Origin of the sequence: Synechococcus sp. BDU 130192, from assembly GCF_963876085.1 — a bacterium.
GTDB lineage: Bacteria > Cyanobacteriota > Cyanobacteriia > Cyanobacteriales > MRBY01 > MRBY01.
Genome location: NZ_CAWNNO010000014.1, coordinates 17,846 through 30,711 on the forward strand (window position 1 = coordinate 17,846; position 12,866 = coordinate 30,711).

Annotated in this window: 10 protein-coding genes and 1 pseudogene; 2 read left to right on the forward strand and 9 right to left on the reverse strand. The window is 51.6% G+C overall.

The genetic code is table 11. The features are described from left to right. The first annotated feature begins 2 nt into the window (after window positions 1–2). On the forward strand, window positions 3–686 hold the full coding sequence (ribE, locus tag AACT35_RS06045; RefSeq protein WP_099239077.1) for a riboflavin synthase: 684 nt from the start codon (window positions 3–5) through the stop codon (window positions 684–686). Here the strand turns inward: ribE and AACT35_RS06050 are convergent. From AACT35_RS06050 to AACT35_RS06070, 5 genes are all read right to left on the reverse strand, one after another. After that, a complete protein-coding gene (locus AACT35_RS06050) occupies window positions 681–1,634 on the reverse strand; it encodes a DUF6208 family protein (RefSeq protein WP_099239065.1) in 954 nt (317 codons plus the stop codon). The two genes, ribE and AACT35_RS06050, sit on opposite strands and share 6 nt — an antisense overlap. A gap of 22 nt (window positions 1,635–1,656) precedes the next feature. Further along, window positions 1,657–2,376, reverse strand: coding sequence for a M15 family metallopeptidase (locus AACT35_RS06055; protein ID WP_254048000.1), 720 nt, complete (start codon window positions 2,374–2,376; stop codon window positions 1,657–1,659). After that, window positions 2,345–3,049 carry a potassium channel family protein gene (locus AACT35_RS06060; protein WP_065717367.1) on the reverse strand — a complete coding sequence of 235 codons (705 nt, stop codon included), beginning with the start codon at window positions 3,047–3,049 and terminating at the stop codon, window positions 2,345–2,347. The genes AACT35_RS06055 and AACT35_RS06060 overlap by 32 nt, the downstream gene beginning before the upstream one ends. 166 nt (window positions 3,050–3,215) lie before the next feature. Then, window positions 3,216–4,550: a TrkH family potassium uptake protein gene (locus AACT35_RS06065; protein ID WP_030007335.1), complete on the reverse strand. Its 1,335-nt coding sequence runs from the start codon at window positions 4,548–4,550 to the stop codon at window positions 3,216–3,218. 55 nt (window positions 4,551–4,605) lie between these two features. Next, complete coding sequence (locus AACT35_RS06070; protein ID WP_254048001.1) at window positions 4,606–5,607, reverse strand: glycosyltransferase; 1,002 nt, start codon at window positions 5,605–5,607, stop codon at window positions 4,606–4,608. Between the two features lie 101 nt (window positions 5,608–5,708). On the opposite strand from AACT35_RS06070, the gene AACT35_RS06075 reads away from it, so the two are divergent. Beyond that, window positions 5,709–7,340, forward strand: a complete 1,632-nt coding sequence (locus tag AACT35_RS06075; RefSeq protein ID WP_099239069.1) for a dipeptide ABC transporter ATP-binding protein — start codon at window positions 5,709–5,711, stop codon at window positions 7,338–7,340. 13 nt (window positions 7,341–7,353) lie between these two features. Here the strand turns inward: AACT35_RS06075 and AACT35_RS06080 are convergent, their stop codons facing one another. The 4 genes and pseudogenes from AACT35_RS06080 to AACT35_RS06095 all read right to left on the reverse strand — a co-directional run. Continuing rightward, window positions 7,354–9,210: an MASE1 domain-containing protein gene (locus tag AACT35_RS06080; protein ID WP_339374593.1), complete on the reverse strand. Its 1,857-nt coding sequence runs from the start codon at window positions 9,208–9,210 to the stop codon at window positions 7,354–7,356. A gap of 172 nt (window positions 9,211–9,382) precedes the next feature. Then, window positions 9,383–10,924, reverse strand: a complete 1,542-nt coding sequence (locus tag AACT35_RS06085; protein ID WP_099239073.1) for a hypothetical protein — start codon at window positions 10,922–10,924, stop codon at window positions 9,383–9,385. Window positions 10,925–11,082: 158 nt separating this feature from the next. Next, entirely contained in the window at window positions 11,083–11,874 is a 792-nt protein-coding gene (locus AACT35_RS06090; RefSeq protein ID WP_099239075.1) for a hypothetical protein, read from the reverse strand. A 59-nt stretch (window positions 11,875–11,933) separates the two neighbouring features. Further along, a pseudogene (locus AACT35_RS06095) lies at window positions 11,934–12,866 on the reverse strand (hypothetical protein); the annotation flags it as partial.

Sequence of the window (12,866 nt, forward strand, 5' to 3'; positions counted from 1 at the left end):
CTGTGTTTACTGGATTGATTCAAGCCCTTGGTACCGTTAAAGCCCTTGGTGGCGATCGCTTTGCCATCGATATCCAGGGCCATGGGGCCAGTCAAGTAATGCAGGATCTGGTCCTCGGCGATAGTGTGGCCGTAGATGGCGTTTGTCTGACAGTCGAAACCATTGCCGAACAAGGATTTGTTGCTACGGCCTCCCCCGAAACCCTCAAGCGCACCATCCTCGGTGATGCCGTTTCCCGCTCCAATTGGGTGAATATTGAAACGTCCCTGCGGGTGGGCAGTAAGATCGGTGGTCATTTTGTGTCGGGCCATGTGGATACCATTGGCGCTTTAGAGAAGGTTGTCGAAACTGACCGTGCCTGGGAATTGTGGTTTACGGCGATCGCCGATTATCAAGCGACTTGGGACATGAATATTTCCCCTTGTCTGGTGTCCAAGGGAAGCATTGCGGTCAATGGCATTAGTCTGACGGTGGCCGAATGCGATCGCCTGGGCCAGTGGTTCAAAGTAGCAGTGATCCCCCATACCTACGCCGAAACCAATTTGGCCTATCTCAAGCCAGGCAGTTGGGTGAACCTAGAGGGGGATATCCTCGCGAAATATGTCCAGCGATTTGTCAGTTACCAACGGGAGCAAAAAGCCCCGGACATTGGCCTCGACTTCCTCCAGGAACATGGCTATTTATAACGACTGAATTGCCAGTTTTTTTTGGTGGGGCGTAACCTGGGTTTCTTTGCCCACAACGCTCGGTAATTGTGCCTCGGCTGCTTGGGTGCGGGGCCGCATCCGAATTAAGTAGTAGCCTTTTTCTCCCAGGGGATCACAGGTCAAATTTTCGGTGATTTTTTGCCAACGCAGGGGAAAACTGGCGCGGTTGTAGAAGGTGAGATAAAAATCAAATGCCTGCAGCCAAGGTGATTGGATAGTAATTTCTAAACGTTCTGCTGCATCTAAAGCGCCGTAGAAAAATTGGGTGTCGGTGGCGCCAACGGGCAGAAATTCTCCTTTGACAAAGGCTGCGGGTAAGACATCCCGAAATTTAAATAGCGTAAAAATGTAGTAGTGGAGCAGACGAAAATAAGGGTTTGTTTTCTGGGTTAGGGTTTGATAAAAGTCGTTATTTTGGGGCGAAACGACCAAGGTCGCTACGGTTAGATCTAGGTCTGTTTTAACTGTCGGAAAGCGGGGATTCACCTTGGGGTGGTAGTAGCGTAAACCGACGGTATATTTGCCCTTGGGTAAGGAGATCTTGAGTTCTGTTTGGCTGGGGTCATCGGTGAGTTGCGTGAAATTCAACACCGTACGATAGCCCGGAAAGTCGTAGATACAACCGACCCAAGCTTCTGTAGATTGACGAATCGTTTCGAGGTTAATGGTGAGTTCTTTTTCGACAGAAAGTGGCCCCAGGGTACCGATAATGGCGTGGGTATTCCAGCGGGGCGCTTTGGTCATTAAAACGGGTAAGCTGAGGAATTTTTGGAGGGATTTTTCTCCAATAATGCGCCATTCTTTTGCATTTTTTTTATTCAGCGCTAAATACAAAGTGTAGAGATTGCCAATTAGGAATTTATTGACTTTATAAAAGCCAAAGGAAAAGATTGCTAAGGGCAGTTCTAACCAGGGTTTACGCGCCATTATTTATCAGAAAAATTGTGTCCTAGATTCTACCGTAGTGGGCGATCTCCGTTTGGGTTTGCCAGGCCCAGAGCTGATCCCCATAGGAAAAGTGCCACCATTCGTTGGGGTGAATCACAAAGCCTACCTGTTCCATGGCCTGCCGGAGCAGTTGCCGATTCTGATGGTACTGCTGCTCTGGGGACGTGGTGGCGGCAGCATAGAAATCGGGGTAGGAGCGATCGCCAATGTCATCAATCTCTCCTCCCATTGGTAGAGGTTCCTGGGCGCGGTTCACCAAACGCACATCCAGGGCCGCGCCGGTACTGTGGGGCGGTGGGGTCGCTGGATCGCGGCTCGGCACGGCCCAAAATTGCAACACCTGCTCCCAAATCTGGGCTGTTTCGGGGGGAGTTAAGGGGCGATCGCCTTTTAGCTGGGTGAAAGTGTAGTCCACCATGAATTGCTGCACCGGGATCGGTCGGTAGGCATCGAAGATTTGAATTTGGAATTCTGGATGGGCAGCCCGTAAGAAATTCTGGGCTTGGATGAGTTTGTCGAGGACTCGGCGGCGCAAAAAATAAGGCGATCGCCCCCCATAATCAGCCCCCAAAGCCATGTAGGGGTGGGGCGTCACCAAAGAAAAAAGACCTGCGGGGATTGGCACCAGGGGGTCATCACTGGTTGCGATGGGGATCCGTTGATAGGGTTTGGTCATGGGACGGGACAACTTAGGACAACGGTAGGCGATGGATCGCGTCATTAGTCCCAATCACCATCATCATTAGCGACTTATCCAGGCGATGCTCTGGCCCAGGGTTAATTTCAAAATGCTCTTCATTGCCCACTGCTAACACATTCACCCCGTAGTTAGCCCGTAGGGACAGTTCCGCTAGGGTTTTATCATGGAAAGCCTCTGGGATTTTAATCTCAACAATGCTGTGTTCTTCGTCAATATCAAAGCGGTCGAGGATTGACGGTTTTGTGAGGGTCATCGCGAGGGCGGCCCCAGCTTCTGCTTCTGGATAAACAATGCGGTCGGCCCCCACCCGTTTCAGGAGCTTACCGTGTACCTCCGAGGAGGCCTTAGCCACCACATGTTCGACACCCCCTTCCTTCACGTTTAAGGTTGTGACAATGCTTTCTTGGAGGTAATTCCCAATCGCCACGATGACAGTGTCAAATTCAAAAATGCCCGCCTGACGCAGGGCCATCACTTCGGTGGAATCCAATTGCATTGCGTGGGAGACGAGTTTTTCGGAAACCACCTGGGCGACTAATTTGGGGTTGATATCGGTGCCAAGGACTTCGTAGCCCATGTTGTGTAATTTTGTGCAGACGGCGCGACCAAATCGTCCCAGGCCAATGACCGCAAACTGACGACTTTCTTCCTGCCGAAAACCCTGAAAGAGAAAATTCCAATTCCGTAAATTCACCGTTTGTTTTACTCCAAAACCCAAATGGTTGTTAACTCGTGGCTAATGTGATTGCGAAAGGTTCAAAATGCTGTGGAGGCGATCGCCGCATCTTAACCGATGATCCTACTCGAATTTCAAGCGCTGGTGAAGCCTTGGGACATTCCTCTGGCCGAGGTGCTGCGGCTCAACCCACCAATAAATTTTCTTCGGGATAGCTAATGCGCCGTGGGGTGATTTCTCCGACGATGGCTGACATCAGCAAGAGCACCCCGACCCGACCACAGTACATGGTGGCAATTAGGGTCAGTTGACCGACAGCGGAAAGGCTGGCAGTAATCCCCGTGGACAGGCCAACGGTGGCAAAGGCCGAAATCACCTCAAACAAAATCGCAATCAATTCGATCTCAGGGTTGCTGATGGAAATAATCGCCGTAGCAATGGTAATCACGGTGGCAGAACCAAAAACAACGGCGATCGCCTTAAAAACGATACTCTGGGCAATTTCACGGTCAAAAACAGTGACACGGGTTTGACCATAGAGCACGGATTTGGTGCAATTCGCCAGGATATTAATGGTGGTTGTTTTGATCCCGCCCCCGGTGCCACTGGGACTCGCCCCAATAAACATCAAACCCATGGTGATAAACAGTCCGGCGGTACTCAGCTTGCCGATGTCAATGCTATTAAACCCAGCGGTGCGGGTGGTCACCGATTGAAACCAAGCGGCGATCGCCTTATCACCCCAACTCATCCCCGCAAAGGTGGTTGGATTGGCCCATTCCACAAACAAAAAAGCCACAGTCCCCAGACCCAGGAGCCAGAAGGTGGTAGAGGTGACCACTTCAAAATTCAACGAAAAGGTAAAGCGTCGGCTTTTGCGCTGGAGACGGTGCCGCAACCACAGATACATTTCGATGATCGCCTCATAACCAATGCCACCAAAAATGATCAAGCCAGAGATCGCCCCGTTCACCAGGAGAGAATTTTGATAGCCCACTAAACTATCCGCAAACAAACTGAAGCCCGCATTGTTCCAGGCGCTGATGCTGTGAAAAATTGCGAGCCATAACCCCTCACCAGGATCAAAATCTCGACTAAACCGCCCAAAAAGCAGGAAAATCCCCGTCAGTTCCCCAATTAGGGTCGTGGCGATAATCGAACGAATTAAGTTGCGCGTCCCTTGGTTGTAGGGTTGGTCAAAAGATTCTTTAATGGCAAATTTTTGGGCCAAGTCAAACCGACGCCCCAGCAGCAGCATGAGAAATGTCGAGAGGGTCATGTAGCCTAGTCCCCCCAGTTGGATTAACAGGAGAATAACTCCCTGGCCAAAGTTGGAAAAGGCTGTGCCTGTATCCACCACAATTAATCCTGTAACACAAACGGCGGAAGTCGAGGTAAATAGGGCGACGAGGGGACTATTCCATTCCCCGGAGGCGGTGGAAAAAGGCAACATCAAAAGTAACGTACCCAATAGAATAGCTCCGAGAAAGCCGAGGCAAATGGTTCTGGCGATGGTCATGGCCGATCAAGATTACAAAAAAGCATTTATAAAAGATCAAAAAAATGAAATGGCATTAGGCGCGCCACCGGGCAAGTTGTTGGCGGAGGGCTAAGCGGAGGCGCACCAGGAGAGGATTTTGTCGCTGGAGTTGGATATTGCCTGAGTATTGGCCTTGGTAATCAAAGAAATGATTAACCTCCTGGAGAATGGTGGCAAACCGGATCAGAATCGTTTCGGTGCGGTATTCCTGCAAGAGGGCTTGGGCATTGGTGGCGGCTGGGGGATTGTTGAGGGCGGCCAAAAGGCGATCGCCATCGTATTCGACACAATAGGTACTGATTTTTTGACAATTGAAGCCCGGATCTAAGTAATCTGCTAAAGCACCATTGACGCTACTAAAAACTTGGCAACCACAGGCGATCGCCTCTAGGGGTGGCAAACCAAAGCCTTCACTCACCGCATTATTCAGCCAATATTCCGCCGAATCATAGAGATAAATTTTACTGCGATTAAAGAGGGCCGCAAGGTCTGGCACGAAGGAATTTACCACTTCTACGCGACATCTTTGCTGGAGGTAGGGCACCAGTTGCTGGAGCACATAGCTAGAAGTTTTGCGGGTTTGCACCAATACATCAATATCCCGTTCTTGCTGCCAGTTCTCAAATTCCGGGGAAATTTGATTGGGTAGATAAAACAAGGGATTATTCGGTGCTCGTTGCCCCCAATAGCCGAGGGAATTGCGACTCACTGCCCAAATGGGAATGCGACTGGGGAGCTTAAACCCATAGCCGGTGCTGTGGGCATGGTAGACCACCGGATGCGATCGCAGTTGTTTGACCAGACGCGGAATATCAAAGCCCCAACTGATCACAAAAATAGCTTCCTGGGGCTGCACCTGGGGCAGCAGTTCCGGTAAATAAAGGTGATCTGGGGATTTTTCTCGGTAGGTGACTAAATGGGCCGATTGCAGTTGTTGGGCCAGTTCACAGGTCTTGATTTCGGCAAAGAGGCCACCGCTGGCAAATTTTTTACTGACACCGGGGACGAGGAAATAAAGCGATCGCATAGTAGCCATTGGAAGAGTCTCTAAAAATATACTGTTTATCTGGAAAAATACTCGGCAGGGCCAGAAATCCCCTTAAAATCAGAGGGTCAGTGTTCCTTGGTGAGTTTGTCATGACCCCTCCTTTGCTTCAGGTTCAAGATCTACACATCGCCTATCCCGCCCAGGGTCAAGCTTTACAGTGGGCCGTTGCTGGGGTGTCTTTTCAGGTGAATCAAGGCGATCGCCTCGGCCTCGTGGGGGAATCCGGCTGCGGTAAATCCACCATTGGCCGCGCTCTGCTGCAACTGCTGCCACGGGGTTCCCAAGTGACTGGCAATGCCACTTTTCAGGCAAAACCCATCTTAGATCTCAAGGGCGAAGCCCTACGCCATTACCGAGGCGAAGTGGTGGGGTTAATTTTCCAAGACCCGATGACCCGGCTGGATCCCCTGATGACCATCGGCAACCACTGCCTCGAAACCCTCCGCTGCCATCGTCCCGACCTCAGCGCCCAAGCCGCGAAACAAAAAGCCCTGGAAACCCTGGCGGCTGTGCGCATTCCCGAAAACCGCTGGCATCAATATCCCCACGAATTTAGCGGGGGGATGCGTCAACGGGTGGCGATCGCCCTGGCCCTGCTGCTCGATCCCAAATTCATCATTGCCGACGAACCGACCACCAGCCTCGATGTCACCGTCGCCAACGAAATCCTCCAGGAACTGACCCGTCTCTGCGCCGAACGGGAGATGGGCTTGTTGCTGATTTCCCACGATCTCGCCATGGTCGCCGAATATTGCACGGACATTGCCGTGATGCACCAAGGTCAAATCGTCGAAACTGGCCCCGTTAAACAAATCTTCAATGACCCTCAGCATCCCTACACCCAATCCCTCCTCGAAGCCGCCCTCCACCTCCACAGCGATCAAGAAATTTCCTCTCACCAAGAGAAACAAGCGATCCTCTCCCTCGAAAACCTAGAGCAACATTACACCCTGGAGAGCAACCTGTTTCAACGGCTAATCACGGGCAAAAAAACCCAGGTGATCCGCGCTGTCGATGGGATTAACCTTGACATCTATGAAGGGGAAATTTTGGGCCTTGTCGGGGAATCCGGCTGCGGCAAATCCACCCTCTCCCGGACAATTTTGCAACTGATCAAACCTACGGGTGGCAGAGTTATCTTTGCAGGGAAAGAATTAAACCGACTGTCAGTGGGACAAATGCGACCGGAACGGCGGCACCTCCAGATGATTTTTCAAGATCCCCATGCTTCTTTGAATCCGTTGATGACCGTGGGAGAAAATATCGGCGATCCCCTCCACATTCACCAGTTAGCGACGGGGCCAGCGGTTAAAGAAAAGGTATTACAAATGCTCGAAAAGGTCGGTTTAACGCCCGCCGAAGAATATTACGCCCGCTATCCTCGGCAATTGTCTGGGGGACAACAGCAACGGGTGGGCATTGCCAGGGCTTTGATTACCGAGCCGCGCCTTGTGATCTGTGATGAACCCGTGAGTATGCTCGATGCGAGTATCCAGGCCCAGGTTTTAGATTTAATGCAAGCCCTAAAAGCGGAGTTTAATCTAACTTATCTATTCATTACCCATGATCTGTGGGTGGCGAAATTTTTATGCGATCGCATTGCGGTGATGAACCAGGGCAAAATCGTTGAATTAGGCCAGACTACCGACATTTTCAATCATCCCCAACACCCCTACACTCAGAAACTTCTGGGGGCTGCCCCCCTCCTCCACTCTGCGTAATTATTCCGCGCGTTCAATTTTGTTTGGAAGCACCATCTAGCTCTGAGACGGGATGGCTCAAAAACGTAAAGTAAAAAGAAGCCCCATAACTCTGGGGATCGAGTTCACCGGGGGTAAACCAGTCTGGCGGTGGATCACCGGCCAGCTCACCATTGCTCTCAACCCAAATTTTGCCACCCATGAGATTCACCAGACGTTTGGCGATCGCCAACCCTAAGCCACTACCCCCATAGCGACGGCTAATGGAAGCATCAGCCTGAATAAAGGGTTGAAATAGTTGATTGAGTTGCGCAACCTGAATGCCAATGCCCGTATCTAAAATTTGAAAACTCAGTTCCTCCGTTGGGGGATCGCTCAGGGACGGCACCGTGTGGCTTGTGATCACCAATTGCACAGATCCCGTTGCCGTAAATTTGAGGGCATTACCCAAAAGGTTAAACAAAATTTGCCGCAACCGTAGATCATCCCCCATCAAAATATTGGGAATCGAATCCGCCACACAATATTGCAAATCAATATCCTTTTGGTCGGCCTGTACTTTTAGGAGGGTAAAGACAGATTTCAACAGTTCCTGAAACGAAAAACAACGGGCTTCTAAGCGGAGGCTGCCCGACTCAATGCGGAGAAAATCAAGAATATCGTTGATGATATTCAGTAGGGTTTTACCACTGTCTTCAATAATGGCGACCAATTCTGCTTGATCGTCCTTGAGATCCATAGTCAGTAGCAATTGGGCCACACCAATCACCCCATTTAGGGGCGTGCGAATCTCGTGGCTCATGTTGGCGAGAAATTCACTCTTTTCCTGGGCCGCCATTTCTGCGGCTTGTTTAGCCTGGATAAGGTTTAGTTGTCGTTTCAGGGCTTGATTATATTTAACCAAGAGATTTTCCCGCTGCTGATGGGCCAATTCTTTCTGGGTCGCCAGCTCTTCGAGGCGTTGATTTTGGCTGGCAAGGGTTTGATTCATTGCCTTGAGATCAGCTTTGGCTTGCTTTTTTTCGTTTAGTACCGCAATCAACATCAACGTCATCAGGCCAATGCAGGCAATAAAAAATTGCGAAAGCAGCAGGGAATTACGTAACGACTCCCCCACAAAGGTGCCATAGCCCTGGACGGTGCTGATCGCCACCATCAAAACGATCATCACCATCAGGAGTGTTGCGCCAACTTCTTTAAACTGAAAGGTTGTCCACACCAGGAGAGGGGCAAGGAGATATTCCCCGTGGTAGCCGTTGATCACCAGATGACTAATGCCGAGGGTCAGGGTGGCGATGCTGATGGCCGCTAACCAATATTTTTTGAGGTGATGGATAAATTCACGGTAGCCATGCTGGGTGGCAATAATTAGAGGCGCAAAAATGAGAATACCAAAGCTGTCACTGAGAAACCAAGTCCCAGCAATTTCTGGGTACAGCGACCAAGGGGCTTTCCCGGCCAGGCAAACGATGAGGGCACAGGCGATCGCCACGGGGAGGTGGCTCAGAATGCAACTGTAGAGGATGAAATTTTGGGTCGTCTCCGGTCGGTCTAAAAAATAACGGTGTTGGTTGCGACATTGTAACCAATAGGCTGCTAGGACTTTTCCGGCGGTGGCGATCGCCGTAATGCCGAGGGTCATCAACAAATTAGGCACGCTGAGCCAAGCTTGGTAAATGACGATCTCTGCAACCAAAATTCCCCCCAAGACCCCCCACCACATGGGCAGCCCCCACACGACCAGGAAGCCCACCGCTAGCCCCCCCGGAATCCAAATGGGCGTCGAACCTGTTTCTGGGTAAACCGTAAAATTGTGAGAAAACAGGGCTGTAACACAATAGGCGATCGCCACGACCACGTGCTTCCACCAAGGTTCCGGTTGATGAATCAAAAAACGGGAAGACAAACGAGATAATGACGACAAAACCATCACAGAGAAAAGATTAGGGAAAATAATTGGCTACCGATGACTAGATTCTATTGTGGGGTGTGCTTGAATCGTTCATGACACCTATGCAATGAATCTCTAAGTACCTCGTCACCGAGCCAATCTCCCCAGTATTCTAGACGCGACAAAATTTGCGGTCATTATCAAATTGTGGTTCCTGCCAAGAGTAAGCAAAATGACTCACCTGGGTAATGTCCGGGAAGCTAGCTTTGATGGCGGCCATTTGATCCTTGAGGGAAGGGCGATTATCCTGGGCACGGTTCCAATCTCCCGCCAAGGCCGGAATAATCTTTGTCCCCGCTGGTGCAAACTGGCGCACCCGGTTAATCTCGTCAACAATGCAACTGCTGTTGCCACAGACGGCATAGGCCATGGGGTGCCACTCCATCGAACCAGGAAATTTATCCCAAGGTTGGAGGCGAGAATCAAAACCCCGTTGGCCGACGGGTTGATTACCCCCCGGGAAAAATACGGCCCCCGCAGGAATATTGCGACTTTGGGCCTGGGCGGCGGCGCTGTTCACAAAATCCACAACCCCTTGGGCCGCATGGCTGACAGTGAGATACCAAAGTTCCGCTACGAGGCGTTGATGGAGAACATTGACGTCTAGATCGGCTTCATCCCCCAGGATTTTTCGACCCTGCCACCGGGGCGTGCCTTCTTCGGGATATTGGGCTAAAACTGCCGCCACATCCCCGACGGTAATGTTGCCTTGGCGGAGATATTTTTCGATGAGGGTTAGACCCTGGCGATTTTCGGCGCGGTCGTAGAGGGCTTGGGCTGAGGCGGGGCTATAGATCCAGAGATCCGCCACGGAAGCTGCCACGGAGCGGGCACCGGTGCCACGGGGGTAGCGGATGTAATCGAATAAAATGCCATCGGGTTGCCGCTGGAGCATTTGATTGACAAGATTTTTATAGTCGGCCTGGGCGATCGCATTGTAGGGATCTGCGAAGGCTTGGGCACCATCTTGGACAAAGTCGAGGCTGGTTTCACCGTAACCATTCCGGGCCATGGCACTTTGGCGATCGCCCCGATTTCCATAGACATAGCCGTAGTTCATCCCAAATAGCCAAGCATAGACCTCTAGACCACGCGCCCGACCTTTTTCGATGATTTCAGCCATCACATCGCGATTTTCGAGGCCGGGGGTTTGGATGCGGGATGGCCAGGGGGTATTGTTTTGGTTTTTGGGTAACAGGGCCTGGCTATCGGCAAAGACTTCGAGATAAAGCTGGTCATAACCTTTATTGACAATGTCATCGAGAATCCGCTCAATCATCCCGGCTTTTGTGTCGCAAGGATAGACGCGGAGCCACATGGCCTGGTGCCGTGGCCAGTAGGTTTGACGGCAACGCTGCAGTTGATCTTTGTGTTGTTGTAGGAGCGCTTGGTACTCGGCTTGGGCGCTACGATCACCTTGGATCGCGGCGGCACGCCGTTGATCTTTCGCGGCGATCGCCCCAGCATTGAGGCGGCAATATTCGTCTAGTTGATTATTGACTTGGGCCTGGGCGGTGAGAGGCTCGATACCGAGGGAAAGGCCACTCAAACCAAGGGCGAGACAAAAGGCCTGGAGACGGTGACGCCAAGGTTGCTGTCGGGCCTGGGTAATTTTTCTGGGGCAAGTTCCCGTTGATGGTGGCCGCTGATCCATAAAATACTCACACTTGAAACAATGACAAAATAACTAGAAATCGGAATCGTGGCGATCGCCTTTTGCCGTCTTAAGGATAGCCAAAATTTCCAGGGACTACACGACCCCATTGCAGCGCAAAGAATTCAAACGTGCCGCAATTGTTCCCCAAGGTCAGGCTAGGGGCGCTGGGGGGATGGGATTTCGATGGTGTCCGGCAGTTCAAACCCGGAGAGGTCTAGGTTTCCAGGTAAGGATTCCTGGGCATATTGGAAAGAACCGGGCAAAATTTCTTCAAAGAAAAACAAGGATAATTCTTCGGTGAGGGCCGCCCCAAGGCTTTCGCCTAATTTGTCGCCCAGGTTGAGGTTCGTCACCCCCGTAAGGCTAACATCCGGTACGGTAATCTGCCGGGCGATCGCCTGCTCCTGCCAGGGCACCGTAAGGTTTAAATTTACCTGGATATTTTGCACCGCTAGTTGATCCACCGTAAATGTCGTGGTGGGTTGACCATCGGCCGTGGTGGAGGTTTGGATCTGTGGCTCTAGTTGTTCGATCAATTGGGCGATGTTGACATTGGGTAGGGCACCCACAAGGCGCGGATCCGGCAAGTCATTTAGATCGCCTTCGATATTCACTGTGACCCCTTCGAGGTTGGCGATCGCCACCTGGAGGGGTTTGCCTTGTAGTTGGGGGTTTTGTAGCTCGATGTGACGAATTACCAATAGATTTTCCCCAGAAAAGCCCGGCACATTCGCAAAGGCCAAATCATGGAACATCACCCGGCGTTGGAGGAGTTGCACCTCGGTCTGACCTACTGCCGCCTCAATGCCCGTGCTCTCGGTGAGTTCGCTTTCGAGTTCCGTTTCCAGGCGCTGGCCTAACCAGTTTTCCGTTGCTAGCAAAGCTCCACCCCCCACTACACCGAGGGCCAAAATTGAACTCGCAATGATCAGGATGGGTTTTTTCATCAAAATGCTCCGTTATGCCAGACAAACCGAGTAGAACGATTCTTTGCCCAAGGGTAACATCACCAAGATTCTCCAGATTCGAGGGCAGGCCAGTCTCCGTTCGTGGCGGCGGTTGGCAACACCTGGCAGTCTTGGCTCACTTTACGGCTTTCTTGCTGGGAGTGGGGGTCAAGGGCGATCGCCTCAAACCTCAACGCCAAAGCACCGGGGGGAATCGAAACCACTTGGCGACAATAGAGCCGTCCTTCGGGGCCTGGGGTAAAGGTCATTAGTTGAAATGGCCCGGCTAAAAGTTCCCGCGTTTGGCGATCCTGGAGCCACAGTTGTCCATGGAGGCGATCGCCCCCGGCGGGTAAACTCAATTCAACAACGGCTAAATCTGCCACCTGGTAAGCCGTTTTATCAAGGTGAAGCTGGGGTTCTGGAATCGGTAATGGTGGTGGGTCAGTTTTTGTTTCTGGAGCGAAAGGCATTTCCGGCTCAGGGAATTCGGCAGTTGTTTCTGGGGTAGCTTCCGGTACCTCTTCTGGGCTTTGGACTTCAAGCTGTTCATCCCAGAGGCTATCGACAACAATTTCCAAGCGGGGCGATGGTGTCGGTGTTGGGTTCTCTGCTTCTAGGGTTGCTTCAGGGGGCGATGTCGGCGGTTCCGGCTCCGGCATTAACCAGGTGGAATCTTCCCCATCCACGGCCAGGGCATTTAACCGGGTAAAAAACCGTGAATTCCAATCCAAATCCTCTGCCGGAGGCGTTTCTGAGACTTCGGCAGCAGGGGGATTAGAATCTTGTGCAGCAGTATCTGTGTCTATTGCTGGTGCTGTTGTCTGGGGGTCATGATCTTCTGAGGCTTTGAGGGCATGATCCAAGGAGCTTACAGGTGCTTCATTGGTCGGTTCAGTCTGGTCTGACGGGGGAACATCAGGCACAGTCGCCTTGGGGGTAAAGTTGGGCAATTGCAGGCCCGTGGTTGACTTTTGGCTTTTAGCTTTGAG